The following is a 25,447-nucleotide window of genomic DNA, read 5'->3' on the forward strand; positions in this document are numbered from 1 at the left end:
GCCACCTTCCCAGACCTCCTACGCCGCCGGTGCCAGTCGCTCCCGGTGCTCGCGCGGCACGAACCGCACCTGCGGGTGTCCCCGGTGCCAGCCGACGGACAGGCGCAGGTTCCCGACGCGGGCCAGGACCAGGCCGACCACGGCCGCCGCGGTGGCCGCCACGGCCCCGCCCGCGGCGAAGCCGACCCGGGCGCCGTAGGTGTCGGTGACCCAGCCGACGATCGGGGCGCCGACCGGGGAACCGCCGAGGAAGACCATCATGTAGAGGGCCATGACGCGGCCCCGCATGGCCGGGTCGGTGGACATCTGGATGCTGGTGTTGGCGGTGACGTTGACCGTCATGCTGAAGACGCCGATCGGGACCATCAGCAGGGCGAACAGCCACAGCGACGGCGCCGACGCGGCGACGATCTCCAGGACGCCGAAGCCGAGGGCCGCCGCGATCAGCACCCGCAGCCGGGCCGTGCCGCGCCGGGCGGCGAGCAGCGCGCCGGCCAGGGAGCCGACGGCCATGAGGGTGTTGAAGAGGCTGTACTCGCCGGCGCCCGCGTGGAAGACGTCGTCCGCGAAGGCGGACAGGAACACCGGGAAGTTGAAGCCGAAGGTGCCGATGAAGCCCACCAGGACGATGGTCCAGATCAGCTCGGGGCGCCCGGCGACGTAGCGCAGGCCCTCGCGGAGCTGTCCCTTGCCGCGCGGGGCGCGCTGTGCGACGTGCAGCTCGCGGGCCCGCATCAGCAGCAGGCAGCCCAGCGGCGCCACGAAGGACAGCCCGTTGGCGAGGAACGCCCAGCCGGTGCCCACGCCCGTGATCATCAGGCCCGCGACGGCGGGGCCGACCAGGCGGGCGGACTGGAAGTTGGCCGAATTCAGGCTGACCGCGTTCTGGAGCTGGTCGCGGCCGACCAGCTCGGAGACGAAGGACTGGCGGGCCGGGTTGTCCATGACGGTGGCCAGGCCCATCGCGAAGGCCGCGACGTAGACGTGCCAGACCTCGACGTACCCGGTCAGGGTGAGCGCGGCGAGGGCGAGCGCGGTCAGGCCCATGGCGGACTGGGTGACCAGCAGCGTGGGCCGCTTGCGCAGGCGGTCGACGAGGACGCCGCCGTAGAGACCGAAGAGCAGCATCGGCAGGAACTGCAGGGCCGTCGTGATGCCGACGGCCGCGGAGGACCCGGTGAGGCTGAGCACCAGCCAGTCCTGGGCGATGCGCTGCATCCAGGTGCCGATGTTGGAGACGACCTGGCCCAGGAAGAACAGGCGGTAGTTGCGGACCCTCAGGGAGGCGAACATGGACGTCTTGTGCGGGGCCCCGGGGGCCTTGGACAGGGAGTCGTCGTGGTCAGGTGCGGGGACGGAAGCTGCTCCGGGTCCCGTACTCAAAGGGTCGCCTCCTCGCGATCGCTTTCTACAGGTGTGCGAGCTTCTCCAGCACGGGGGCCGCTGCGCGCAGCTTCGCCCACTCGTCCTCGTCGAGCCCCTCGACCAGCGCGGCCAGGAACGCGTTGCGCTTGCGGCGGCTCTCCTCGAGCATCACCACGGCCTGCTCGGTCTGCGTCACGACCTTCTGGCGCCGGTCCTCGGGGTGCGGCTCCAGCCGGACCAGCCCCTTGGCCTCCAGGAGCGCCACGATGCGGGTCATCGACGGCGGCTGGACGTGTTCCTTGCGGGCGAGCTCGCCCGGGGTCGCGCTGCCGCAGTTGGACAGGGTGCCGAGCACCGACATCTCGGTGGGGCTGAGCGACTCGTCGACCCGCTGGTGCTTGAGCCGACGGGAGAGCCGCATCACGGCGGAGCGCAGGGAGTTCACGGCGGCGGCATCGTCGCCATGCTTGAGGTCCGGCATGTTCCTTAGCCTAACTCATTAGGTTCGCGAAATACCAACGCTCACCCCGCCGGCTGCCCGTGACCCCACCCCCGCCACTGAAACCCGAGGGTCACCCGTACGAGTGAGCTATTTCCGGAAACCGTGGCATCACCCGGCGGGCGGGGGCGACCCTCGTGCGCATGGGGACCAGTGTGCTCAGCCTGCGGATGGACGGGGAGCTGCTCGAACGGCTCCGGCACCACGCGGCGAAAAGAGGAATGAGCGTCCAGGACTATGTCGTCCGGACGCTCATTCGGGATGACTTCGACGAGCGGTTCCAGTCCGCCGTCGAGGAGACGGAACGGTTCTACGGGGTGCCGTGACCCCGCGGGATCAGGTCAGGCCCAGGGCCGGCATCAGGTAGTAGAAGGCGAAGACCGCCGACACCGCGTACATCGCCACCGGCACGTCCCGGCCGCGGCCGACCGCCAGGCGCAGCACCGTGAAGGTGATGAAGCCCATGCCGATGCCGTTGGTGATCGAGTACGTGAACGGCATCATCAGCATCGTCACGAAGGCCGGGACGGCGATCGTGAAGTCGGCCCAGTCGATCTCCTTGACCGAGCCGGCCAGGATCAGGAAGCCGACCGCGACCAGCGCCGGGGTGGCCGCCTGCGACGGGACCATCGTGGCGACCGGCGTGAGGAACAGGGCCACGGCGAACAGCCCGCCGCTGACGATGTTGGCGAAACCGGTCCGGGCGCCCTCGCCGACGCCGGCCGTGGACTCCACGAAGCAGGTCGTGGCCGACGCCGAGGCGGCACCGCCCGCGGCGACCGCGACACCGTCCACGAACAGGACCTTGCTGATGCCCGGCATCTGGCCCTCGCCGTCGGTCAGCTTGGCCTCGTCACTGACGGCCATGATCGTGCCCATGGCGTCGAAGAAGCAGGACAGCAGGACGGTGAAGACGAACAGGACGCCGGTCAGGACGCCGACCTTCCCGAACCCGCCGAACAGGCTGACCTGGCCGACCAGGCCGAAGTCGGGCGTGGAGACCGGGTTGCCGGGCCACTCCGGGGTGGTCAGGCCCCAGGACGGGATGTCCGCGACGGCGTTGATGATCATCGCGATGACGGTCATCACGACGATGGAGATCAGGATGGCGCCGGGGGTCCTGCGGACGATCAGCGCCAGCGTGAGCAGCACGCCGAGGACGAAGACCAGGACGGGCCAGCCGAGCAGGTGACCGCCCGTGCCCAGCTGGAGCGGGACGGTGGTCTGGGCGGCGTCCGGCATCCGGGTGACGAACCCGGAGTCGACGAGGCCGATGAGCATGATGAACAGGCCGATACCGATCGCGATGGCCTTGCGCAGACCGAACGGCACGGCGTTCATCACGCGCTCGCGCAGACCGGTGGCGACCAGCAGCATGACGACGAAACCGGCCAGCACCACCATGCCCATGGCGTCCGGCCAGGACATCCGCGGGGCGAGCTGGAGGGCGACGACCGAGTTCACGCCGAGACCGGCGGCGAGCGCGATCGGGACGTTGCCGATGACGCCCATGAGGAGCGTGGTGAACGCCGCCGTCAGGGCGGTCGCGGTCACCAGCTGGCCGTTGTCGAGCTGGTGCCCGTACATGTCCTTCGCGCTGCCCAGGATGATCGGGTTCAGCACGATGATGTAGGCCATCGCGAAGAAGGTGGCCAGACCGCCGCGGATCTCGCGGGACAGCGTGCTGCCGCGCTCGGAGATCCGGAAGTAGCGGTCGAGGGCGTGCTGCGGGGGTCGCCGGTCTTCGGGCGACTCGGGGGACGGGGGGACCTTGGCGGCGGCCGAGGCGGACATGCGAGACCTCATCACCAACAGGTTCCCCCACGGCCTTGTTGGCGTTTCCTACGAATGAAAGCGGTCAGAGACAAACGGATTCAGTATGAACGTATGAGCCCGAGATCGCTATCTCCGCGCGTAGACCCGTGCGGCGGCACCCGCCCGGCCGACCGGCCGCCGCCCCGCGAGGGCGCGCCGGCATCCTCGTAAGCTGTACGCATGGCGAAGTGGACACCTACGCATGAGGCGCCGGAGCCCCTTGAGGGCCCCGTGGTCGCGACCATCACCGGCGGCACCATCCTCTGGTTCGTCCTCTTCCTGGCCCAGCTGCCGTTCTACGGCTGGTTCGACGACCACGGGCACACCTGGTGGGTGTGGACCTGCCTGGCGGGCGGCGGGCTCGGCCTGATCGGCATCTGGTACGTCCGCCGGCGCGACGCCGCGATCAAGCGGGACACCGCGGCCCGCGCGGCCCGGCCCACCCCGTAGTACCACGGCAGCACGCGGCGGCCGGGCTTCTCGTACCCAGGTCGGATCTTCCACCCATCCAGCGGGTGAAGCCCCAAAACCGCACGTACCGTCGAATGCATGACGCATATCGACGCGGGCGCCGCACTCGATCCCGCGCGCCCCGCTCCCCTGTCCTCGCCGGAGACGGGGCTGACCGCCGCCGAGGTCGCCGAGCGGGTCGCGCGCGGGCAGGTCAACGACGTACCGGTGCGCAGCAGCCGCTCACTCGGCGAGATCGTCCGCGCCAACGTCCTCACCCGCTTCAACGCGATCATCGGCGTCCTGTGGGTGATCATGCTGATCGTGGCGCCGATCCAGGACAGCCTGTTCGGCTTCGTGATCCTCGCCAACACCGGCATCGGCATCGTCCAGGAGTGGCGGGCGAAGAAGACCCTCGACTCCCTGGCGCTGATCGGCGAGGTCAGACCGGACGTGCGCCGGGACGGGCGGACCACCTCGATCAGCACCTCGCTGATCGTGCTGGACGACGTCATCGAGATCGGCCCCGGGGACAAGGCCGTGGTCGACGGGGTGTGCGTCGAGGCCGACGGACTGGAGATCGACGAGTCGCTGCTGACCGGCGAGGCCGACCCGGTCGTCAAACGGCCCGGGGACCAGGTCCTGTCCGGCAGCTTCGTGGTCGCGGGCGGGGGTGCCTTCCGGGCGACCAGGGTGGGGCGCGAGGCCTACGCCGCACAGCTCGCCGAGGAGGCGTCCCGCTTCACCCTCGTCCAGTCCGAGCTGCGCTCCGGCATCTCCACGATCCTGAAATACATCACGTGGATGATGGTCCCGACCGCGATCGGCCTGATCATCAGCCAGCTGCTCACCAAGGACGACGCCTTCAAGGACTCCGTCGCGCGGACCGTCGGCGGCATCGTGCCCATGGTCCCGGAGGGGCTGGTGCTGCTCACCTCCGTGGCCTTCGCGATCGGCGTCGTCCGGCTCGGCCGCAAGCAGTGCCTCGTCCAGGAGCTGCCCGCCATCGAGGGCCTCGCCCGCGTCGACACGGTCTGCCTGGACAAGACCGGCACACTCACCGAGGGCGGCATGGACGTCACCGAGGTGCGCGTGCTCGGCGGCGCCGACGAGGAGTACGTCCGTACGGTGCTCGGCGCCCTCGGCGCGTCCGACCCGCGACCGAACGCCTCCCTCCAGGCGATCATCGACGCCTCCGCGGCCACCGGGTCCGCCGAGGGCTGGCGGTGCACCGACTCCCTGCCCTTCTCCTCCGCCCGCAAGTACGCCGGCGCCACCTTCGAGGCGGCCGACGGCGCCTCCGGCACCTGGCTGCTGGGGGCACCCGACGTGCTGCTGACCGAGGACGACCCCGCCCTCGCCGAGACCGGGCGGCTCAACGAGCAGGGCATGCGGGTGCTGCTGCTCGCCCGCGCCACCCGGGACCTCGAGGACGCCGAACCGGCCGAGGGCGCCGTGCCGACCGCGCTGGTCGTGCTGGAGCAGCGGCTGCGGCCGGACGCCGCCGACACCCTGCGCTACTTCGCCGACCAGGACGTGCGGGCCAAGGTCATCTCCGGGGACAACGCCGTCTCCGTCGGCGCGGTGGCCGCCAAGGTCGGGCTGTCCGGCAGCGCCGTCGACGCGCGCCGGCTGCCCGCAGACCGGGAGGCCATGGCCGGCGAGCTCGACGCGGGCACGGTGTTCGGCCGGGTCACCCCGCAGCGGAAGCGGGACATGGTGGGCGCCCTCCAGTCGCGCGGGCACACGGTCGCGATGACCGGCGACGGGGTGAACGACGTCCTGGCCCTGAAGGACGCCGACATCGGCGTGGCGATGGGCTCGGGCTCGGAGGCCACCCGGGCGGTCGCGCAGATCGTGCTGCTGAACAACAGCTTCGCCACCCTGCCCTCGGTGGTCGCCGAGGGCCGCCGGGTCATCGGCAACGTCACGCGGGTCGCCACCCTGTTCCTGGTGAAGACGGTCTACTCGGTGCTGCTGGCGGTGCTGGTGGTGTGCTCACGCGTCGAGTACCCGTTCCTGCCCCGGCACCTGACCCTGCTGTCCACCCTCACCATCGGCGTCCCGGCCTTCTTCCTGGCCCTCGCCCCGAACACGGAGCGGGCCAGGCCGCACTTCGTACGGCGGGTGATGCGGTACGCCGTCCCGGGCGGGGTGGTGGCCGGGGCGGCGACCTTCGTGACGTACCTCGTCGCCCGGCACCACTACAGCGGGCCGGGGTCGCTGGACGCGGAGACCAGCGCGGCGACGCTGACGCTGTTCCTGGTCTCGATGTGGGTGCTGGCGATCGTCGCGCGGCCCTACACCTGGTGGCGGGTGCTGCTGGTCGCGGCGATGGGGCTGGCCTTCCTGGTGGTGCTGGTGGTGCCGTGGCTGCAGGACTTCTTCGCGCTGAAGCTGGTGGGCGTGACGATGCCGTGGACCGCCGTCGGCGTGGCGGTCGTCGGAGCGGGCCTGCTGGAAGTGGTGTGGAGGTGGGTGGACCGGCGTGTCCCCGGGTGACGGCGCGTCCGTGCCGGGGGCGGCCGGTCCGTCGTTCACCGCGGCACCGTCGTGGCCGGGCGCGCCGTTCCCCGCGCCCCTTGCGGGGCGCGGTCCCGTCGCCCGTCACACGGCACCGCGGGTCAGTCGAACCAGCGGTCCCGGGCCAGCTCCTCCGTGCGGGACGGGTCCTCCAGCAGGGCCGCGACCTCGAAGCGGCGGGGCCACTGGCCGGCCGCCCAGGCGAGGCCGGCGGCGACGCCCTCCAGGGTCGCGGCGTGCAGCACGCCGGCGGGCGTGAGGCGCCAGTCGATCTCCACGCCGTCGACCACGAGCTCCTCGTGCTCCACGTACGACGCCGGGGTCCGCGCCCCGAGCAGCATCCGCACCGGCTCCGGCACGTCGTGCTCGGTGCCCTCGGAGTGCACCTCGCCGGTGACGGACTCGCTCAGCCGCCGCACCTGGAACAGCTCCGCCAGCTCGGCGGCCAGCACCGGCCGTACCGGCAGCAGGGGCACGCCCGACGTGAAGGGCAGCAGGTCGGGCGAGTCGACCACGACGGCGTCGGCGGCGTCGACCACCTCGACGCGGCCGTCGCGGACGGCGCGCAGGTCGTCCGGCAGGGTGACCTGCTCCGGGTCCAGCCCGGCCAGCGCCCCGTACAGGGCGTGCAGCTGGGCCGCCGTGACCGGGCGGCCGGGGTCGGCGAGGCGGTCCAGCAGCTCGGCCGCGCCACCGGGCTCGTCGAGCAGGGCGGCCACCGAGGTGCGCACACCCAGCGCCCGCAGCACCTGCTCGTCCTCGAAGCCGGTCGCGTCCGCCTCGTCGTACAGCCCCCGCAGGAGGGGGTCGCCGCCGGCCGCGCGCAGTCCGGCCGGGCGCCGGCCGCCGAGCACCGGGTGCCCGCGCAGCCACCACGCGGTGTACGGCCGGACGACCTCGTGGGTGCCGTCGGGCAGCAGGACGCGCACCGGCTCGACCAGGGCGTCCCGCAGCGGCGGCCGCGACAGCAGGGCGAGGGCCCGGGGCCACTGGTCGTCGTCCACCAGGTCCAGGTCGCGCACGGCGACGATCTCGGTGGCGACCGGCGGGACGGGGCTGTCCGGGAAGCGGTCGAGGACGTCCTCGCTCCACACGTCCACGGCGTCCAGCAGACCCGCGTCGTCGGGCTCGGCGAAGTCTCCCTCGCGGGGCTCCAGTTCGTCCGGGTCGAGGACGACGTCGGTGGCGCGGACGAGGGCGAAGGTGACGAGGACGCCGCAGGCGGCGAGCGGCTCCGGGCCCCACTTCCGGGCCAGTTCCGCGTCCACGGCGGCGAGTTCGTCCTCGCGCATGACCTGGGCGAAGGGGCCGCCGGGGAAGACGAGTTCACCGGCCGGGGAGAGTTCGCCGTCCTCGTCGGGCAGCGCGAGCGCGCCGAGCCACGGCTCGTCGCCGGGGTCGAGGGCGGCGTCGCGGACCAGGCCGAGCACCGTGTCGGCGAGTTCCTCGGCGTCGAGGACGTCGTCCTCCCAGTTCATGCCGCCCTCGTCGTCCAGGGAGGCGGCGACGGCGGCCCGGACCTGCGGGGTGGTCAGTACGGCCCGCGGGGTGGCGGGGAGGGCGCCGAGCTTCTCCAGGAGCGGGTGGGCGGCGTCCGGGTGGGCGACCTTGAGGCCGAGGCGGGTGAGGACCCCGGGGTCGACGGAGGCGGCGTCCGGGGAGGGCAGCAGCACCTGGCGGGGGCCGATGGTGGTCCGCCCGTCGGCCAGTGGCACCGGCAGCCCGGACAGCCGCTCCGGGTCGACCCCGGCGAGGCTGTCGTAGAGCCGCCGCCACCAGGCGGGGTCCTTCTCCAGTCCGGCCAGCCGGTCGACCGCGTCGGTCAGCGGCACCCGGGCCACGCCCAGCGTGCGCAGCTCCGGCCGGCGCTCCAGGCCGCCGGGCAGCAGGGTGGGCAGCACCTCGGCGAGCACGCGCACCGTCTCCGCGCCCGCGCCCTCGACCACCTCGGCGTCGCGGGGGCGCAGGGACTCGGCGAGATCACCGAGGCCGCCGTCGTGCGCCGGGTCACCGGGCGCCGGGGCGGGCAGCGCTTCGGCGTCACCGAGGTGGAGGGGCGCGGACAGGTCGCCGGTGTTCCCGGCGTGCGGTCCGGCGGCGGGCGGCAGGAAGGAGGTGCGCGGCAGCCGGCCGAGGATCGCCTGGCGCAGGGCGCCGTCCAGTTCGCCCTTGCCCAGCGGGCCGGGCACCAGGTCGAGGATGCCGGCGGTGACCGGGCGCCAGCCGGCGAGGAGGGCGGCGTAGGCGTCCGCCGCCCGCTGCGTCAGGAAGTCGGTCAGCGGTCCGGGCGCCGCGTGCCGGCGGGTCGAGTCCAGCGGGAAGGACGCGATGAGCAGGGCGGGCACACCGAGGGGTTCGTCGCTGGGGGTGGGGGCGTGCACGACGGGGCTGGTGCGGGGGCGGGCGGGTGCGCCGTCGGCGTCCACGGGGACGGCCCACGTCACGGACCAGTGGGGGCGCAGGCGCTCCTCGACCGGCCGGTCGGCGAGCAGGTCGGGCGTGAGCGGACCGTGCGCGGCGGCCGTGCGCCAGCGGGTGACGCCCTCCCGGGAGTCCTCCACGACCGTGAGGGCGCCGTCGGCACCGCGGCGCAGCGTGCGGACGTCGTCCCCGGCCTCGATCACGACCTCCTCCAGGCCCGGCAGGGCGAGGAGCAGCGCGTCGTCCACGGCGTGCAGGAGCCGTTCGGCGAGGTCGGCGGCGGCGGCGTCGCGCAGCGGCAGGATGACGGCCGTGTCGTACGGGTCGGGGGCGCTGCCCTCGGCGGGGAACGGCAGCCGCAGCAGCGGCACGTGACCGTCGCGGCGCCGGATCTCGTCGCCCAGGCCGGGGCTGTGCCGCGCGGTGTCGGCGGCCAGTCCCCGCGCCTCGGCCAGGGACCAGCGCACGCCGCCGTGCCGGCCGACGACGGCGGGTTCGTCGGTGACGGCGAGGACGGCGGCGAAGCCGACCCCGAACCGGCCGACCGCGCCCTCCCCGCCCTCCCGCTTGGCGGAGGCGCGCAGCGTGGACAGCGACTCGGCGCCGGCCGCGTCCAGCGGGGCGCCGGTGTTGGCGGCGACGAGGACGCCGTCGCGCAGGGTCAGCCGCAGCCGGCCGGGCACGCCCGCGCGGGCGGCGGCGTCGGCGGCGTTCTGGGCGAGCTCGACGACCAGCCGGTCTCGGTAGCCGCCGAGGACGAGGTCCTCCTCGGCGTTGGCGTCCTCACGGAACCGGGCGGGGCTCGTCGCCCAGGCGTCCAGCACCCCGCGCCGCAGGCGTGCCGTAGCGAAGGGGTCCGCACCCTCTTCGGCGGGCCGCACGAACATGCTCACGGTCACTCTCCTCTTCGACGGACCACGAAGGTACCGCGAGCACGCCCGCCCTCCGGCCGGACGTTCAGCGGCCGGACCACCGGTACCGTCCCACCCGGTCCCGACGCCCGGCGACCGAGTACCGGCGGTCGCCGCCTTCCAACCCCTCCGGCGTCCGCCGCCCGGTGAGGGACGGCGCCCTCACCCGATTCCGGGCACGATCAACCGGTCCGACCTGTGTGCGAGGACTACGAGGACGGTGGCCCGCGCCGCGCACGCACCCGGCGCGACGGCGGTGCTAGGGGGCGTCTGCCACATGAGCGCGGGAGAAGGAGCGGCGTCCGGTGCGTGCGATCGCAAGGCGCCGGAGCGCCCTCGTGGCGGAGCCACGTGGGCGGTTCGGCAACGCGGCGAGCGTGCGTACCGGGCGTCGCGACGCCGCGGGCATTTGTCAGACACCCCCTAGTCCTAGGAGTGCCCGAGGTCCGCCGACGCCTCGTCCCCGGTCACCGGCACCGAGCCGGAGTCCGGCGCGGGGCGCAGCGGGAACGGGTCGATCCGCGTCTCGTCGATCACCGGCGGAGCCGGCTGCGGGGTCTTCGGCATCACCGCGGCCTCGGAGTGGCCGCCGCAGCCGTAGGCCAGGGACACGACCCGGCCGTCCGCCGGGGAGAACTCGTTGGCGCACACGCCGAAGGCCTGGCCCAGCGAGCCGCCGATGCGGGCGAGGAAGCCGCAGGAGGCGCAGGAGGCGGGCGCGGCCTGGGCCATCGCGGTCTTGGGCCCGAAGGCGTCCTCCCACCGGTCGGCGGCGACGTGCAGGCCGTAGCGGGAGAGCACCCGCGCCCGGCGCAGGCCCAGTTCCTCGGCGACGGCCGCGATCGTGCCGCGGGCCGGGATGGTCGTCAGCTCCGCGGGGGGCCCGGCCGTGACCTCGGCGTCCTCCGCCTCGACCAGGTCGGCCATCTCGTGGGAGACCACCGAGTTGGGCGGCGGCTCGTCCTCGCCGGTCCAGCCCTGCTCCAGCCGCAGGTCCTCCGCGTCGGTGGGCAGCAGGTCGCCGGGGCCCATGTCGCCGGGTCGCAGCCGCTCGCTCCACGGCACCCACTCGGGGGCGAGGAGGGCGTCCGGGCCGGGCAGCAGCACCGCCTCGTCCACGGTCACGATCTTCGCCCGGGAGGCGCGGGCCACGGTGACGGCCCAGCGCCAGCCGCGGTAGCCGAGCTCCTTGGCGGCGAAGTAGTGGGTGACGACCCGGTCACCCTCGGACACGAGCCCCTCGTGCTCGCCGACGACGCCGGGGGCGGCGGCCTCCTCGGCTGCGGCGCGGGCGAGGTCGACGGCCTCGGCGCACAGGCGGTCAGGGGTGCGGCTTCGCGTTGTCGCTGCGCTCACAGGTATCGCTTCTCTCCATACGCCGTCTCACGAGTGCGCCGCTGCCTGCGAGGGGCGGACGGAGCGGACCTGTGGACCGCGTCGACGTCCGCGCCCGATCGCGCTCGGGCACACCTACGTCATCCATTCTGCGGTATGCACGTAAGGCGCGCGGCCGAGAACGTCGCCACGGCGCGCTAGGCACGCTACCTGCTCACGTGCGCTGGGCCTACACCGACGGGAGTTTCGACCGGGGCGCGATCCCGCTCCGGCGCGCTCCCGCCCCCGTGCGGGCGACGGCGAACCCGGTGCCGGAACGGCGCCGCACCCGGTCCCGGACCGGGTGCGTCACCCGACCCGATCAGCGCCATGCGTGCCGTAACGGCGCTAGACCCCGGGCTCACGGGGCACTATGACGGGGTGGCAGCCGCACGGACGGAGTTCAAGGGCGGAAGCCGGGGACGAGGTCCCGGCTGGCTCCGCGCGGTCGGCCGTGCCCTGCGCCGGCCGGTGACCGGGACGGTGCGCGGCATCCGCCGGGCGACGCACGCGCACGGCGCCGGCGAGTCCGGCCTCGGCAAGCTGATCGAGCTGCACGGGGTGAACGGCGCGGGCGACGTCATGATCACCGTGGCCCTCGCCTCCACCGTGTTCTTCTCCGTGCCGACGGACGAGGCGCGGGGCCGGGTCGCGCTCTACCTCGCCATCACCATGGCCCCGTTCACCCTCCTCGCCCCCGTCATCGGCCCGCTCCTGGACCGCGTCCCGCACGGCCGGCGCGCGGCCATGGCGACGGCGATGGGCGCCCGCGCGCTGCTCGCGCTGGTGCTGTCCGGAGCGGTGATCACCGGCAGCATCGAGATGTACCCGGCGGCGCTCTGCGTGCTGGTCGCCTCCAAGGCGTACGGCGTGGTCAGAAGCGCGGTGGTGCCCCGGCTGCTGCCACCCCGGTTCTCCCTGGTGAAGGCCAACTCCCGGGTGACGCTGTGCGGGCTGCTCGCCACCGGCGTGGCCGCGCCGATCGCGGCGGGACTCCAGCACCTGGGACCGCGCTGGCCGCTGTACGGCGCGTTCGTGATCTTCGTCGCGGGGACCTTCCTGTCCTTCACCCTGCCGCGGAAGGTGGACTCGGCGCGCGGAGAGGACCGGGCCCTGCTCGCCGCGGACGAGCGGCACCTGCACGGGCCGCGCCGCGGCAAGCGCCCCGGGCTGCGCACGGTGGGCCCGGCGGTCACCCACGCACTGGCCGCCAACGCCGCCATCCGCTGCCTGACCGGCTTCCTGATCTTCTTCCTGGCGTTCCTGCTGCGCGTCCATCCGATGACGGGACAGAGCGCGGCGGTGTCGCTCGGGATCGTCGGCGTCGCGGCCGGGGCGGGCAACGCGCTGGGCACGGCGGTCGGGGCGTGGCTGCGGTCCCGGGCACCGGAGATCATCATCGTGACGGTCGTCGCGATCGTGCTGGGCGCGGCGGTGACGGCCGCGGTGTTCTTCGGCGCGGTGCTGGTGGCGTGCCTGGCCGCGGTGGCCGGTTTCGCCCAGGCGCTGGCCAAGCTGTCCCTGGACGCGCTGATCCAGCGGGACGTGCCCGAGCAGGTCCGCACGTCGGCGTTCGCCCGCTCCGAGACGCTGCTCCAGGTCGCCTGGGTGCTCGGCGGGGCGGTGGGCATCGCGATGCCGCTGAACGGCACGCTGGGCCTGTCGGTGGCCGCCGCGATCGTCGCCGCCGGATGGCTGACCACCGTACGGGGGTTGATCGGTTCGGCCCGGCACGGCGGCACCGCGCGGGCCAGGGTGGCGTGACCACGCCACGCCGTACCCAGGTGGGGGGACCGCCGGAGCCGCAATATAGCCTTCGTCCATGACCACGTTGCCCCGCGGCGCAGCCGCCATCGGACACCGCGTTGTGCGACGCCGCCGTGCCGTCGCCGCCGCCGGTGCCGTATCCGCCGGACTGCTCCTGCTGTCCGCCTGTGACGAGCCGACCGCCATCTCCACGATCACGGTCGGCAGTGACTCGGTCAGCTCCGAGGCCACCTGCGGAGGAGAGGACAAGGCCCTCTCCGACGACGAGATCAACAAGTGCCTGAAGGACCCGGACGCCAAGTCCATCAGCGTCGACCAGGACGAGACCGTCCGCTTCGGTGTCGACCCGGAGATCGCCGACGACCACTGGACGATCCTGATGAACGGGCAGCAGCTGGTCGAGGACAGCAAGAAGACCTACCGCACCATCCCCGGCAGCGTCTTCTTCAACGCCCAGTACGGCGCCCAGGGCAACTCGACGAACGTCGCCGTCGCGGCCCGCGACGGCAAGGACGGCAGCCAGAAGATCACCGGCGTGTGGGTCTTCAAGCTGAAGAAGGACGACTGACCACGTCCTCCGTGCGCGTCCTCGTGGCCACCGCGGTCCCTGCCGAACGGGACGCGGTGGCTCGGGCGTTCCCCGGGCCGGCGGTGGAGACGCCCCGGCCCGGTACGGTCCTCCACCGGCTCCCGGAGGGGCCTGACCTGCTGGCGGCCGGTGTCGGCCCCGCCCTCGCCGCCGCCTCCACCGCCGCCGCCCTGACCGCGGCGGCCCTGGACGGCGCCCCGTACGGCCTCGTCGTCTCGGCCGGCATCGGCGGCGGCTTCGCGCCCGGCGCGCCCGTCGGCTCCCTCGTCGTCGCCGACGAGATCACCGCCGCCGACCTGGGCGCCGAGACCGCCGACGGCTTCCTGCCGGTGACCGACCTCGGCTTCGGCGCCGTCACCCACCGCCCGCCCGCCGGGCTCGTCGGCCGGGTGGCCGCCGCGACCGGGGCCCGCCCCGGCACCGTCCTGACCGGATCCACCGTCACCGGGACCGCCGAACGCGCCGCCCTGCTGCGCGCCCGCCACCCCCGCGCCCTCGCCGAGGCCATGGAGGGCTTCGGCGTCGCCGAGGCCGCCGCCGCGCACGGGGTGCCCGTGCTGGAACTGCGCGCGGTCTCCAACCCGGTCGGCCCGCGCGACCGCGCCGCGTGGCGCATCGGCGACGCGCTCGCGGCCCTGACGGACGCCTTCGGGAAGCTCGCACCCGTCCTCGGAAGTTGGAACCCCCATGAGCAGTGACACCTTGCGCATCGCGTACTCCCCCTGCCCGAACGACACCTTCGTCTTCGACGCCCTGGCCCACGGCCGCGTCCCCGGCGCGCCCGCCCTCGACGTGACGTTCGCCGACATCGACATCACCAACGGCATGGCCGAGCGCGGCGAGTTCGACGTGCTGAAGGTGTCGTACGCGGTGCTGCCGTACGTCCTCGGCGAGTACGCCCTGCTGCCCTGCGGCGGAGCGCTGGGCCGGGGCTGCGGGCCGCTCGTGCTGACCCGGGAGGCGGGAACCGACCTGCGGGGCCGTACCGTCGCCGTGCCGAGCGAGAAGTCGACGGCGTACCTGCTGTTCCGGCTGTGGGCGGCGGACACCGTGCCCGGCGGGGTCGGCGAGATCGTCGTCATGCCCTTCCACGAGATCATGCCGGCCGTGCGGGACGGGAAGGTCGACGCGGGCCTCGTGATCCACGAGGCGCGCTTCACGTACCAGAACTACGGGCTGCACAAGCTCGCCGACATGGGCGAGCACTGGGAGCACACCACCGGGCTGCCGATCCCGCTCGGCGCGATCATCGCCAAGCGGTCGCTGGGCGCCGAGGCGCTGACGCGGCTCGCCGACTCCGTCCGCGCGTCCGTGCGCGCGGCGTGGGACGACCCCGAGGCGTCCCGCCCGTACGTGATGGAGCACGCCCAGGAGATGGACCCGGCCGTCGCCGACCAGCACATCGGGCTGTACGTCAACGAATTCACCGCCGGCCTGGGCGAGGCCGGCTACGCGGCCGTGCGCGGGCTGCTGACCCGCGCGGCGGCCGAGGGACTGGTGCCGGCCCTCGGCCCGGACGCGTTGGAATTCCCCTGAAAAGGGCCGGCCGGTACGGCTATACGTCGAGCTGGTCGGCGACCGCGCGGAGCAGGCCCGCGATTTTCTTTCCGGAGGCCTTCTCGGGGTAACGGCCCTTCTCCAGCATCGGCGTGATGTTCTCGAGGAGGGTCGTCAGGTCCTGCACGATGGAGGCCAGTTCGTCCGGCTTCCTGCGCTGCGCGGCGGCGACCGACGGGGCCGGCTCCAGCAGGGTCAGGGACAGGGCCTGGTCGCCGCGCTGGCCGGCGACGACGCCGAACTCCACGCGCTGGCCCGGCTTCAGGGCCTCGACTCCGGCGGGGAGGACCGAGGAATGGACGAAGACGTCACCGCCGTCGTCACGGGAGAGAAAGCCGAAGCCTTTCTCACTGTTGAACCACTTGACCTTGCCAGTCGGCAAAGCACACACTCCCTCGATCGCTCCCGGACTGGCCGGACACCCTTGATCTGCCGTTGAGACAGCCTACCGGGGGTCTCTCCAGCCGAACACGCCTTAAAACGAGACTGAGCCCCTACCAGTGAAGGCAGAGGCTCAAAGTGGTGCAGGAAGCGTGAGGGGCTACCCGATGTGCCGGTAGAGAGTCGCGCGGGAGACTCCAGGAGCCTTGGCAATGGCAGTGCTGCTCTCCCCCTTGGCCTTACGAGCCTTGGCCACCGTGAGCACGTCCTCAGTGATGACGGTAGGACGTCCACCGGTACGCCCCTGAGCCTTGGCAGCGTCGAGACCAGCGCGGGTGCGCTCTACGATCATGTCTCGCTCAAGCTCGGCAGAGGCAACCATCATGGTGAAGAAGAATTTTCCCTCTCCCTTGGGCGAGTAGTTACCGGCGAGAGTTCCAGTAAGGACGCGGAGCGCGATTCCACGGGAGTGCAGATCCTCAGCGATCGTCAGTACGTCCTTAGTTGAGCGGCCCAACCGGTCAAGCTTCCAGACACGGAGAGTGTCTCCCTCAGTTCCTTCAGGAATGCAGGTACATCATCCTCAGCGGATTCCCGCAGTTCGGGGTCAGTCCATTGTGCCGGTACATTGCGACCGACCAGAAGCCTGTCCATTCCGTCTTCCTTGCTCAGGTCGAGTTCCTGCGCCATGGTCTGGATATCGCCCATATCCATAACCATCCCCGTACCCGCGTCTGGAATAGCGTCACTCCAAGCCCAGAGCTTTACTTGGTACTTCCTCAAGAATTCCCTGCGGTCTTCCTGGTCTTTGGCTCCCCAGACTTCCCCGTATTTCTTACCCGTCGCCCGCAGTACGGGATTCGCTCGCTGCTCCTCCTGCTTAGCAAGGAGAGCGACCTTTGCCGACAGACCCTTGTGCATGCGCTTGTACGACTCTTCCTGTCCCTCTCCGTCGTAGTCGCCTGCCAGGAAGTCAGCTTCCAGCTTTTCCAGGCGCGCCCTTGCTGACTGGAGTTCCCTTGCCTGAGAGGGGCCGGTACCGGCTCGCTCGTACATGTCCCACTGGCCGATAGAGTCACGGATTGCCTGGTCAACCCACTCGTCAAGGATGTCCGCACGGACGTAGGGGCCACTCGTGCACGCCCCTCCCTTGAACTTGTTGGTGCAGCGGTAATACCTGTGTCCGGGAACCCTCGTACCGTCTTTCCTCTTATGGCCGGAATTCAGAAGAGAAGAGAAAGGAGCACCGCATTCCCCGCAGCGAGCAATGCCAGCAAGCAAGCTCCTTGCTCCCGTACGCCTTTCCTTATTCTCTGCCTTGGGGGCGGGTTTGATTTGGTCCACCAGGTATTCCCACTGCTGAATTGAAGCCAAAGGCTTTTCAGGGAGAATTACCGGTTCCCCCTCGTTGTCCAAGACAGCCTCACCTTTGTACGTGTAGATACCGGGGATCCAGGGAGAGCGGATGAATTTATTGATGATGGTCGATTGCCACTGAGTTCCCTTTGTGTCCTCCCCCTTCGATTTCCTGAGGTGATCCGACCACGTGAGTACGCCACGGCTGTTGAAGTCACGTGCGATTCGGTGTGTGGACTGTCCCTCTCCGATGCGGGAGAAGATCTCTGTCACGTAGGGGTGGAAGTCCTGGTCAATCTCCAGAACCTTCCTCTTGCCTCCCTCTACGGCTTTGATGCGGTAGCCGGTAGGCGGAGCACCCGTGAGCCATGAACGGTTCTCCAGGCGGTTCTGTACGCCGTTGAGGATGCGTGCCTGGATTGTGTCCCACTCAGCCTCAGCGAACACGGCTGTCATGCGAGCCATCATCTTTCCCTGAGGAGTCGAGAGGTCGAACCCCTCTTCCACGCAGACGATGAACTTCCCGTTTTCCTGCGCCCACTCCAAGAGTTCATTGAAGTGCATCGAGCGACGCGTAAGCCTGTCCATCTTGGCTGCAATGATCACGTCGAACTCATCGGCTCTGTCCGTGAGCCAGCGTCCGAGCTTGGGACGCTTGAAGGGGCTCATCGAGCCTGAGACGTCCGTGTCCTCTGCCTCCCCCACCAGGACGCCGGACAGGTGCGGAGAGCTGACGTGGTGTCGGATCACGCCACGCTGCCACTCGATGGACGTCGAGCCGTCCGAGTCGGCAGACAGGCGGAGGCAGGCGAGGTAGCGCAGGCTGGGTTGCATGAGGGGAGGCTAGCGGAGCCTGTGTGCCTAGGTAACCGGCTCGACCTTGCCGGTAGGCACGTCTGTCCTCGTCCTCGTACTCGTCGGAAAAGTGCTCTTGATGGCACTCGGGCGGGTCGAGGACCCGCCGGTACCCAGGCTGATGGTCTTCACGCCGGTGACAAGACGTCTCCCGGTCGTTCCTCGGGCAGGGAACTACCCTGGTCGGGTGCGTGACAAAACCCGAACGAATTCCGCGGAGCCCGGTGACCGGCTGATCCGCGCCGGTGTGATCGTCTTCTTCGTCGGCGCCGTGGCCACACTGGTCACGGTGGCCCCGCTGCTGCTGGGGACGACGCCCTTCCCGACCTACATGTTCGGCCTGAGCATGCTCATGGGGGTGGGCTTCCTGGTCGCCGGCGCGGGCGTGCTCCGGTCGATCGCGGCGGGGCGGCGTCAGGCGCGCGCCGTGCCGAGCCCGTCGGCGCCGCGGTAGCCCGCGAGCCACGCGGGGAAGTCCGTCAGGGCGGCGAGGACGACGTCGGCGCCCGCGGCGCGCAGTTCCTCGGCGTCGCACGGTCCGCTTGCCACGGCGACGGAGAGGGCGCCGGCCGTGCGGGCGCCGCGGACGTCGCCGACGTGGTCGCCGACGTACACGTCGGCGGCGTGCTCGCGCAGCGCCACGGCCTTCTGCTCGGCCCACAGGTCGCCGATCACCGCGTCCGGCGCCATGCCGAGGTGCTCCAGGTGCAGCTTGGCGTTGGGTTCGTACTTGGCGGTGACGACGATCGCCCGTCCGCCGGCCGCCCGCACCGCCTCGATCGCCTCACGGGCGCCGGGCAGCGCGGTCGTGGCGGTGACGGCGTACGCCGGGTACATCTCCCGGTACAGGGCGGCGGTGGCCTCGACCTCCTCGGCGGGGAACCAGTGCGCCAGCTCCTCCACGAGCGGCGGCCCGAGCCGGGTGACGGCCAGGTCGGCGTCGACGTACGTACCCGTCCGCTCCGACAACGCCAGATAGCAGGCGCGGATGCCGGGACGGGAGTCGATCAGCGTCATGTCGAGGTCGAACCCGACGGTGGGCGCGGGCACGGGGTGGATCGCGGAGGCCATACCGCCATTGTGCCGGGCCGCCCGCCCCGCCCGGCCGCGGGCACAGCCCCGCCGCCGCCTAGCTGCGGGCAGTCGTGCCGCTGGGGCGATGGGGGTCCCCCCCCCCCCCGCTCGAGCGAAGCCGAGAGTGGGGGGGGGGGTGGGCGCAGCGGCACCCCGTAACGCCGGGCCGCGCACCCGACCGCCGGCCCGGCCCGGTGCCGGGCGCCTTCCCTCAGGAACCCGCCCGGGGCGGGCCCCGCTCAGGCCCGGGACCGGCGCGCGCGCCAGAGGAGGTACAGCGCCGTGGCGACGGCCGCACACCGCAGCACCCACGGCCACGTCTCGGCGACCGCGTCGTTCATGTGTCCCTCGGCGATCGGTTCGCCCCAGCGCCCCTCCGTCCGGCCCCAGAGCCACACCACACCCGCCGCCAGCACCGTGCCCGGCAGCCCCAGCACCGCCCACTTCGCCTGGACCGGGGTCAGCCGCCGGGAGAGGTAGGCGATCAGCCAGCCCAGGCCGAGCGGGACGAGACTGCCGAGCACGGCGCCGGCGAGCAGCAGGGCGGCGGCGAGCAGCAGGAGCGGGTTGTTCCAGCCGCCCTGGGGCCACAGGCGGCGGCGCGCGGCGCGCGCGGGGCGGGACCGGCCCGGCTTCCCGGCGGGCGGGTCCACCGCCTCCGCCGCCTCGTCCTCCGCCGGTGCCTTCCGCCCGGCGCCGCCCTTGCCGTCCTTCTCGCCCGGCTCCCCGGGCGGGGGCCTGAGCAGGTCCGGGATCTCCACGCCGCCGACGAACCCCGGCACGCTGTCGCCGCCGCCCCCGAAGGGCCCGTCGTCCACCCGCCACCAGTCCGGCTGCACGGTGCTGTCCCCCAGCTCCCGCGCGCTCGCCAGATGCGGTGGGGAGGCGGCGGGCTCGGGCGCGGCCTCGGCGGGGCGAGGCCGCGGTACGGCGCGCCGCGGGCCCTTGCGCTTCCGACGGCTCTCCGGCTCGCCGTCCCGCTGCACGGGCACGGCGGCGGACGGCTCCCGGACCGCCCCTCCGGACCCGCCGGACCCGCCGGTGCCGCCCGCCGCGTCGACGACGTCGTCGGGGCTGCCGAGCCGGTCCAGGATCCGGCGGACGGCGGCCGGGCTGTCGACCGTGGTCTTCGCCCGGTGCCGGTCGATCTCGTTGCGCAGCTCGGACACCAGCCGCATGCGGGTGGCCGACGGCAGCTGCCGTTGCTGGGCCACGTCGCCGACGCGGCTCAGATACTCGTAGACGACCTGGTCGCTCTCGATCCCCACGAACAACCCCTCCGGGACGGGTGAGTGGTGACGTCCCGTCGGACGAAGGTACCGAAAGTTCCCGGATGCGGCTGACGCCCCGCGGACCGGACCGCACCGCGCACGAGCCGCCCCGCCGTCGTGCCCACCCGCTAACGTTGGCCGGATGAGCACCGAGGAGAAGTCCGCGGCCCCCCGGTCCCTCGCGGAAGCGCTCCGCGCGCGGGACGACGTCTCGCTGGCGGCCCTCCTGCGCAGCCGGCCCGACCTCATCACTCCCGTGCCCACGGACCTCACCCAGCTCGCCACCCGGGCCGGCACCCGGGCCTCGGTGGTGCGGGCGCTGGAGCGGCTGGACCGGTTCACGCTGCAGACGGCGGAGGCGCTGGCCGTGGCGGCGGACCCGGCGACGTACGGCGAGCTGCTCGGTCTCATGGCCGGTGACGACGGGGACCCGGCCGTCGCCGGTGCCCTGCCGCGGGCCGTCGCCCTCCTGCGCGAACAGGCGCTGGTGTGGGGCGGCGACGACCGGCTGCGGCTGGTGCGCACGGCCCGGGAGCTGCTCGCGCCCTCCCCGCAGCATCCGTCCCCGACCGGTCTCGGGCCCACCGTGCGGGAGGCCGCGGCGGGGATGTCGCCCGGCCGCGTCCAGGAGATCCTGACCACCGTCGGCCTGCCCTCGACCCACGACTCCGTCACCGCCCTGGCCGCGCTCGGCGACCTGTTCACCGACCGGGAGCGGATGGCGGACCTGCTGGCCGAGCTGCCCGCGGGCTCCCTCGAGGTGCTGGACCGCCTGGTCTGGGGCCCGCCCTACGGCCAGGTCACCCACGACCCGGCGCCCCACCTGCGCCGGCTGCTGGACCGCGGTCTGCTGCTGCCGACCGCGCCCGGCACCGTCGTCCTGCCCCGCGAGGCCGCCCTGCACCTGCGCGCCGGCCGGGCGCACCGCGCGGTCGAACCGGTGCCGCCGCCGGTGGAGGCCGCCGCCGCGCACCGTCCACAGGTGGTGGACGCCACCGCGGCCGGCCAGGCCCTCGCGGCGCTGGCCACCGTCGAGGAGTTGCTGAAGGACTGGCACGAGGGTGGCCCGGCGGTGCTGCGGGCCGGCGGGCTGAGCGTGCGCGACCTGAAGCGGACGGCCGTCGCGCTGGACGTGCCCGAACCGGTCGCCGCGTTCTGGGCCGAGCTGGCCTACGCGGCCGGGCTGCTGGCCTCCGACGGGGAGGCGGACGAGCGGTACGCGGCGACCCCGGCGTACGACGACTGGCGCGAACTGCCCCCCGCCGAGCGCTGGGCGCGGCTCGCCGAGGCGTGGCTGACGGCCACCCGGACGCCGGGACTGGTCGGCGGGCGGGACGCCAAGGACCGTACGCTCTCGGCGCTCGGCCCGAACCTGGACCGGTCGGCCGCGCCCGAGGTGCGGCACCGGGTGCTGGCCCTGCTGGCCGGGCTGCCGGAGGGGTCCGCGCCGGGCGCGGAGTCGGTGCTGGCCAGGCTCCGCTGGGAGCGTCCGCTGCGGGGGCCGCGGCGGGACGGGCGGGACGGCCAGGAGGACGACCTGCGCACCCGCCTCGCCCGGTGGACGCTGTCCGAGGCGGAGTTGCTGGGCGTCACCGGGCGCGGTGCGCTGGCGGCGCCGGGGCGGGCGCTGATCGGGGCGCCGGAACCGCCCCGCGCGGCGGACGCGCCGGAGGACTCCGACGGACCCGGCGCCAAGCTCCCGGTCCACCACCACCGCACGCCCGCCGCGCTCCCGTCGCCGAGCCCCGCCGAGCGGGCGGCCGCCACCGAGCGGGCCGCCCGGCTGCTGGCGCCGCTGCTGCCCGAGCCGCTGGACCACGTGCTGCTGCAGGCCGACCTGACGGCGGTGGCGCCGGGGCCGCTGGAGCGTCCGCTCGCGGACATGCTGGGGGTGCTCGCGGACGTGGAGTCCAGGGGCGGGGCGACCGTCTACCGGTTCACGCCGGGCTCGGTGCGCCGTGCGCTGGACGCCGGCCGGACCGCCGCCGACCTGCACGCCTTCCTCGCCCGGCACTCCCGAACGCCGGTGCCGCAGCCGCTCACGTACCTGATCGACGACGTGGCCCGGCGGCACGGGCAGCTGCGGGTAGGGGCCGCCTCGGCGTACGTGCGGTGCGACGACGACGCGACGCTGGACGAGATCCTGGCCGACAAGCGGGCCGCCGGCCTCGGCCTGCGCCGCCTCGCCCCCACCGTGCTGGCCGCGCAGACCGGCCCGGGCGCGCTGCTGGAGGGGCTGCGCGCGATGGGGTTCGCGCCGGCCGCCGAGTCCGCCGGGGGCGACGTGCTGATCGCCCGTGCCGACGCCCACCGGACGCCGCCGCGGGCGGCACCCGAGCCGGTCCCGGACGGTCCGCCGGTGCCCGACGACACCCTGCTGGCGGCCGCGATCCGCGCCGTCCGGGCGGGTGACCTGGCGTCCACCGCCCCGCGCAAGCCGGGCCCGGCCACCGGCGGGGGCTCGCCGGCCGCGGACGGCGAGCTGCCCCGCACGGGCGCGGCCGAGACCCTGGCCACCGTGCAGGCGGCCGTGATGACGGGCGAGGCCCTGTGGATCGGCTACGTGAACGCCGAGGGCGCGGCCAGTCAGCGCGTCATCGCCCCGATCCGGGTCGAGGGCGGATTCGTGACGGCGTACGACCACACGGCGGACGAGGTGCGCACGTATCCGCTGCACCGGATCACGGGCGTGGCGGAGCTCGCCGACGACCCGACCTGAGGTCTTCCGCCCCGCGGCCGCGCACACCTGGTGCCGCCGCGGTGCGCACTTTCGGGCGTACGGGACGGTTCATGCACGCCACGCCGGACTTTTCGCACGCGCGGGGGAGCTTTCCCCGTGTCCCGCATCGGCCTGCCGGGACGGGGGCAGCCACCGGGTGTCCTGGTGCCGAACCGAAAGGAACCCTCCGGATGCGTGCCGCGCGTCATGTCGTCACCGCCGAGGCCGCCGAGGCCACCGCGGCCGGCATCGACCCGGGCGGGGGCTCGCCCTCTGACCCGTCCGTCCCGCATCCCGCCGTCCACGGGCCGGCCCCAGCCCTCTCCCTGGAGCCGGCCCGTCCCGCGAAAGGCCGGACCGTCCCGTGCACACGAAGCTTCCCGAAACCGCCCGCCCCGCCGTCGCCGTCTCCGTCGCCGCCCTGATCACCGCGGCCGCCCTCTTCGGCTCGCTCGCCCCCGAGGTCACCGGGCCGCCGCTGCCGCTGCCGACGGCGGGCGTCGATCCGCCGGTCACCGCGGGGATCACCGGGGAGGGCCCGCTGGCCGGGCACCTCACGCGGCGGTAGCCGCCCCTTCGCGCCGCGATCAGGCACACTGGACGATTGGCCGTGCCGTCGTCCGGCCGTACGCACGCGAAAGGGTGCCGCCCGTGAATGGTCCGCTCATCGTCCAGTCCGACAAGACCCTGCTCCTGGAAGTCGACCACGAGCAGGCCGACGACTGCCGCCGGGCCATCGCGCCCTTCGCCGAACTGGAGCGGGCACCCGAGCACATCCACACCTACCGGGTGACCCCGCTGGGCCTGTGGAACGCGCGGGCGGCGGGTCACGACGCGGAGCAGGTCGTGGACGCGCTCGTGCAGTACAGCCGCTACCCGGTGCCGCACGCGCTGCTCGTCGACATCGCCGAGACGATGGACCGCTACGGCCGCCTCACCCTCTCCAAGCACCCCGCGCACGGACTGGTCCTGACGACCACCGACCGGCCGGTGCTGGAGGAGGTCCTGAAGTCGAAGCGGATCGCGCCGCTGGTCGGCGCCCGCATCGATCCCGACACGGTGGCCGTGCACCCTTCCGAGCGCGGGCAGATCAAGCAGACGCTGCTCAAGCTGGGCTGGCCGGCCGAGGACCTCGCCGGGTACGTCGACGGCGAGGCGCACCCGATCGAGCTGGCCGAGGACGGCTGGGCGCTGCGCCCGTACCAGAAGCAGGCCGTGGAGAACTTCTGGCACGGCGGCAGCGGTGTCGTCGTCCTGCCGTGCGGCGCGGGCAAGACGCTGGTCGGGGCCGGGTCGATGGCGCAGGCCAAGTCGACGACGCTGATCCTCGTCACCAACACCGTCTCGGCCCGGCAGTGGAAGCACGAGCTGGTGAAGCGGACCTCGCTGACCGAGGACGAGATCGGCGAGTACAGCGGGACGAGGAAGGAGATCCGGCCCGTCACGATCGCCACCTACCAGGTGCTGACGACGAGGCGGAAGGGCGTCTACCCGCACCTGGAGCTGTTCGACTCCCGGGACTGGGGGCTGATCGTCTACGACGAGGTGCACCTGCTGCCGGCGCCGGTCTTCAAGTTCACCGCCGACCTCCAGGCGCGCCGGCGGCTCGGCCTGACCGCGACGCTGGTCCGCGAGGACGGCCGCGAGTCGGACGTGTTCTCGCTCATCGGCCCCAAGCGCTTCGACGCGCCGTGGAAGGAGATCGAGGCGCAGGGCTACATCGCACCCGCCGACTGCGTCGAGGTCCGGGTCAACCTCACCGACTCCGAGCGGCTCGCGTACGCCACCGCCGAGACGGAGGAGAAGTACCGCTTCTGCGCGACGACCGCGACCAAGCGGAAGGTGACGGAGGCGATCGTGCGCCGCTTCGCCGGGCAGCAGATCCTCGTCATCGGCCAGTACATCGACCAGCTCGACGAACTGGGCGAGCACCTGGGCGCGCCGGTCATCAAGGGCGAGACGTCCAACGCCCAGCGGGAGAAGCTCTTCGAGTCCTTCCGGCAGGGCGAAATCAGTGTCCTCGTGGTGTCGAAGGTCGCGAACTTCTCCATCGACCTGCCGGAGGCGACGGTCGCCGTGCAGGTGTCGGGCACCTTCGGTTCGCGGCAGGAGGAGGCCCAGCGCCTGGGCCGGGTGCTGCGCCCCAAGGCCGACGGCCACCAGGCGCACTTCTACTCGGTGGTCGCCCGCGACACCCTCGACCAGGACTTCGCCGCCCACCGCCAGCGCTTCCTGGCGGAACAGGGCTACGCGTACCGGATCATGGACGCGGACGAGCTGCTGGCGGAGGGCTGAGGCGTCACCGGCGGCGGACGCCGGCCTCCTCGCCGTACTCGCCGAGGACGACCACGTCGAAGGCGGCGCCCGCGAACACCTTGACGGCACGCACGGCGTCACCGAGCCGGTGCCGGTGGCTGCCGGCCACGGGCGTGGCGCCGGGCGGGCGGACCGGTGCCGGGGCGGGGGAGATGGTTGCTGCGCTCATGTCTCCATAGTGCGATTCCGGACATACGGCTGTCA

General features: G+C 72.9%; 22 protein-coding genes. 11 read left to right on the forward strand and 11 right to left on the reverse strand.

From position 1 onward, the window contains the following. Positions 1 to 18 precede the first annotated feature (18 nt). The gene (locus tag AC0VYN_RS33380; protein WP_475533981.1) at positions 19 to 1,383 is read right to left on the reverse strand and encodes an MFS transporter; all 1,365 of its coding nucleotides are present in this window, start codon (positions 1,381 to 1,383) and stop codon (positions 19 to 21) included. Positions 1,384 to 1,408: 25 nt separating this feature from the next. Next, positions 1,409 to 1,846 carry a MarR family winged helix-turn-helix transcriptional regulator gene (locus AC0VYN_RS33385; RefSeq protein WP_351014225.1) on the reverse strand — a complete coding sequence of 146 codons (438 nt, stop codon included), beginning with the start codon at positions 1,844 to 1,846 and terminating at the stop codon, positions 1,409 to 1,411. Positions 1,847 to 2,007: 161 nt separating this feature from the next. Between AC0VYN_RS33385 and AC0VYN_RS33390 the strand changes: the two genes are divergently transcribed. Beyond that, positions 2,008 to 2,190, forward strand: coding sequence for a ribbon-helix-helix protein, CopG family (locus tag AC0VYN_RS33390; RefSeq protein WP_362101560.1), 183 nt, complete (start codon positions 2,008 to 2,010; stop codon positions 2,188 to 2,190). Between the two features lie 10 nt (positions 2,191 to 2,200). On the opposite strand, the gene AC0VYN_RS33395 is transcribed toward AC0VYN_RS33390, so the two are convergent. Continuing rightward, the gene (locus AC0VYN_RS33395; protein ID WP_475533982.1) at positions 2,201 to 3,658 is read right to left on the reverse strand and encodes an NCS2 family permease; all 1,458 of its coding nucleotides are present in this window, start codon (positions 3,656 to 3,658) and stop codon (positions 2,201 to 2,203) included. A gap of 201 nt (positions 3,659 to 3,859) precedes the next feature. Between AC0VYN_RS33395 and AC0VYN_RS33400 the strand changes: the two genes are divergently transcribed. Beyond that, the gene (locus AC0VYN_RS33400; protein WP_475533983.1) at positions 3,860 to 4,129 is read left to right on the forward strand and encodes a DUF2530 domain-containing protein; all 270 of its coding nucleotides are present in this window, start codon (positions 3,860 to 3,862) and stop codon (positions 4,127 to 4,129) included. A gap of 99 nt (positions 4,130 to 4,228) precedes the next feature. Then, complete coding sequence (locus AC0VYN_RS33405) at positions 4,229 to 6,631, forward strand: HAD-IC family P-type ATPase (protein WP_475533984.1); 2,403 nt, start codon at positions 4,229 to 4,231, stop codon at positions 6,629 to 6,631. Positions 6,632 to 6,753: 122 nt separating this feature from the next. On the opposite strand, the gene AC0VYN_RS33410 is transcribed toward AC0VYN_RS33405, so the two are convergent. Beyond that, positions 6,754 to 9,966 (reverse strand): sacsin N-terminal ATP-binding-like domain-containing protein, encoded by a 3,213-nt coding sequence (locus tag AC0VYN_RS33410; RefSeq protein WP_475533985.1) that lies wholly within the window; start codon positions 9,964 to 9,966, stop codon positions 6,754 to 6,756. Positions 9,967 to 10,413: 447 nt separating this feature from the next. Further along, a complete protein-coding gene (locus AC0VYN_RS33415) occupies positions 10,414 to 11,340 on the reverse strand; it encodes a DUF3027 domain-containing protein (protein ID WP_475533986.1) in 927 nt (308 codons plus the stop codon). 399 nt (positions 11,341 to 11,739) lie between these two features. On the opposite strand from AC0VYN_RS33415, the gene AC0VYN_RS33420 reads away from it, so the two are divergent. Genes AC0VYN_RS33420 through AC0VYN_RS33435 form a run of 4 tightly spaced genes read left to right on the forward strand, consistent with a single transcriptional unit; the run spans position 11,740 to position 15,250 of the window. Next, positions 11,740 to 13,122, forward strand: a complete 1,383-nt coding sequence (locus AC0VYN_RS33420; RefSeq protein ID WP_385458298.1) for an MFS transporter — start codon at positions 11,740 to 11,742, stop codon at positions 13,120 to 13,122. Positions 13,123 to 13,180: 58 nt separating this feature from the next. Next, the gene (locus tag AC0VYN_RS33425; protein ID WP_475533987.1) at positions 13,181 to 13,693 is read left to right on the forward strand and encodes a DUF2771 domain-containing protein; all 513 of its coding nucleotides are present in this window, start codon (positions 13,181 to 13,183) and stop codon (positions 13,691 to 13,693) included. Positions 13,694 to 13,704: 11 nt separating this feature from the next. Beyond that, a complete protein-coding gene (locus AC0VYN_RS33430) occupies positions 13,705 to 14,412 on the forward strand; it encodes a futalosine hydrolase (RefSeq protein ID WP_451627610.1) in 708 nt (235 codons plus the stop codon). Continuing rightward, a complete protein-coding gene (locus AC0VYN_RS33435; RefSeq protein WP_385458301.1) occupies positions 14,402 to 15,250 on the forward strand; it encodes a 1,4-dihydroxy-6-naphthoate synthase in 849 nt (282 codons plus the stop codon). Before AC0VYN_RS33430 ends, AC0VYN_RS33435 begins: the two co-directional genes overlap by 11 nt. 19 nt (positions 15,251 to 15,269) lie before the next feature. On the opposite strand, the gene AC0VYN_RS33440 is transcribed toward AC0VYN_RS33435, so the two are convergent. From AC0VYN_RS33440 to AC0VYN_RS33450, 3 genes are all read right to left on the reverse strand, one after another. Further along, positions 15,270 to 15,653, reverse strand: coding sequence for a cold-shock protein (locus tag AC0VYN_RS33440; protein WP_385458302.1), 384 nt, complete (start codon positions 15,651 to 15,653; stop codon positions 15,270 to 15,272). A 159-nt stretch (positions 15,654 to 15,812) separates the two neighbouring features. Further along, positions 15,813 to 16,169, reverse strand: a complete 357-nt coding sequence (locus tag AC0VYN_RS33445) for a recombinase family protein (RefSeq protein WP_475533988.1) — start codon at positions 16,167 to 16,169, stop codon at positions 15,813 to 15,815. Then, on the reverse strand, positions 16,142 to 17,842 hold the full coding sequence (locus tag AC0VYN_RS33450) for a recombinase family protein (protein ID WP_475533989.1): 1,701 nt from the start codon (positions 17,840 to 17,842) through the stop codon (positions 16,142 to 16,144). Before AC0VYN_RS33450 ends, AC0VYN_RS33445 begins: the two co-directional genes overlap by 28 nt. A gap of 208 nt (positions 17,843 to 18,050) precedes the next feature. On the opposite strand from AC0VYN_RS33450, the gene AC0VYN_RS33455 reads away from it, so the two are divergent. Further along, positions 18,051 to 18,317, forward strand: coding sequence for a hypothetical protein (locus AC0VYN_RS33455; protein WP_475533990.1), 267 nt, complete (start codon positions 18,051 to 18,053; stop codon positions 18,315 to 18,317). Here the strand turns inward: AC0VYN_RS33455 and AC0VYN_RS33460 are convergent. After that, on the reverse strand, positions 18,278 to 18,934 hold the full coding sequence (locus tag AC0VYN_RS33460) for an HAD family hydrolase (protein WP_475533991.1): 657 nt from the start codon (positions 18,932 to 18,934) through the stop codon (positions 18,278 to 18,280). The two genes, AC0VYN_RS33455 and AC0VYN_RS33460, sit on opposite strands and share 40 nt — an antisense overlap. A 242-nt stretch (positions 18,935 to 19,176) precedes the next feature. Beyond that, positions 19,177 to 20,205 carry a hypothetical protein gene (locus tag AC0VYN_RS33465; protein ID WP_475533992.1) on the reverse strand — a complete coding sequence of 343 codons (1,029 nt, stop codon included), beginning with the start codon at positions 20,203 to 20,205 and terminating at the stop codon, positions 19,177 to 19,179. A gap of 145 nt (positions 20,206 to 20,350) precedes the next feature. On the opposite strand from AC0VYN_RS33465, the gene AC0VYN_RS33470 reads away from it, so the two are divergent. From AC0VYN_RS33470 to AC0VYN_RS33480, 3 genes are all read left to right on the forward strand, one after another. Then, positions 20,351 to 22,927, forward strand: coding sequence for a helicase-associated domain-containing protein (locus AC0VYN_RS33470; protein WP_475533993.1), 2,577 nt, complete (start codon positions 20,351 to 20,353; stop codon positions 22,925 to 22,927). 364 nt (positions 22,928 to 23,291) lie between these two features. Continuing rightward, on the forward strand, positions 23,292 to 23,495 hold the full coding sequence (locus tag AC0VYN_RS33475; RefSeq protein ID WP_475533994.1) for a hypothetical protein: 204 nt from the start codon (positions 23,292 to 23,294) through the stop codon (positions 23,493 to 23,495). A gap of 83 nt (positions 23,496 to 23,578) precedes the next feature. Further along, on the forward strand, positions 23,579 to 25,222 hold the full coding sequence (locus tag AC0VYN_RS33480; protein WP_475533995.1) for a DNA repair helicase XPB: 1,644 nt from the start codon (positions 23,579 to 23,581) through the stop codon (positions 25,220 to 25,222). A gap of 4 nt (positions 25,223 to 25,226) precedes the next feature. Here AC0VYN_RS33480 and AC0VYN_RS33485 read toward each other — a convergent pair whose 3' ends face one another. Further along, positions 25,227 to 25,412, reverse strand: coding sequence for a hypothetical protein (locus AC0VYN_RS33485; protein ID WP_475533996.1), 186 nt, complete (start codon positions 25,410 to 25,412; stop codon positions 25,227 to 25,229). Positions 25,413 to 25,447 lie beyond the last annotated feature (35 nt).

The sequence above is a fragment of the Streptomyces sp. 63XJN7_1_ISO-PGPR-S23-121 genome, from assembly GCF_056173025.1.

Bases quoted from the DNA above. Each gene is read 5' to 3' on its own strand.
- AC0VYN_RS33385 (WP_351014225.1), bottom strand. From the start codon at position 1,846: ATGCCGGACCTCAAGCATGGCGACGATGCCGCCGCCGTGAACTCCCTG.
- AC0VYN_RS33390 (WP_362101560.1), top strand. From the start codon at position 2,008: ATGGGGACCAGTGTGCTCAGCCTGCGGATGGACGGGGAGCTGCTCGAA.
- AC0VYN_RS33395 (WP_475533982.1), bottom strand. From the start codon at position 3,658: ATGTCCGCCTCGGCCGCCGCCAAGGTCCCCCCGTCCCCCGAGTCGCCC.
- AC0VYN_RS33400 (WP_475533983.1), top strand. From the start codon at position 3,860: ATGGCGAAGTGGACACCTACGCATGAGGCGCCGGAGCCCCTTGAGGGC.
- AC0VYN_RS33405 (WP_475533984.1), top strand. From the start codon at position 4,229: ATGACGCATATCGACGCGGGCGCCGCACTCGATCCCGCGCGCCCCGCT.
- AC0VYN_RS33425 (WP_475533987.1), top strand. From the start codon at position 13,181: ATGACCACGTTGCCCCGCGGCGCAGCCGCCATCGGACACCGCGTTGTG.
- AC0VYN_RS33435 (WP_385458301.1), top strand. From the start codon at position 14,402: ATGAGCAGTGACACCTTGCGCATCGCGTACTCCCCCTGCCCGAACGAC.
- AC0VYN_RS33450 (WP_475533989.1), bottom strand. From the start codon at position 17,842: ATGCAACCCAGCCTGCGCTACCTCGCCTGCCTCCGCCTGTCTGCCGAC.
- AC0VYN_RS33460 (WP_475533991.1), bottom strand. From the start codon at position 18,934: ATGGCCTCCGCGATCCACCCCGTGCCCGCGCCCACCGTCGGGTTCGAC.
- AC0VYN_RS33470 (WP_475533993.1), top strand. From the start codon at position 20,351: ATGAGCACCGAGGAGAAGTCCGCGGCCCCCCGGTCCCTCGCGGAAGCG.
- AC0VYN_RS33485 (WP_475533996.1), bottom strand. From the start codon at position 25,412: ATGAGCGCAGCAACCATCTCCCCCGCCCCGGCACCGGTCCGCCCGCCC.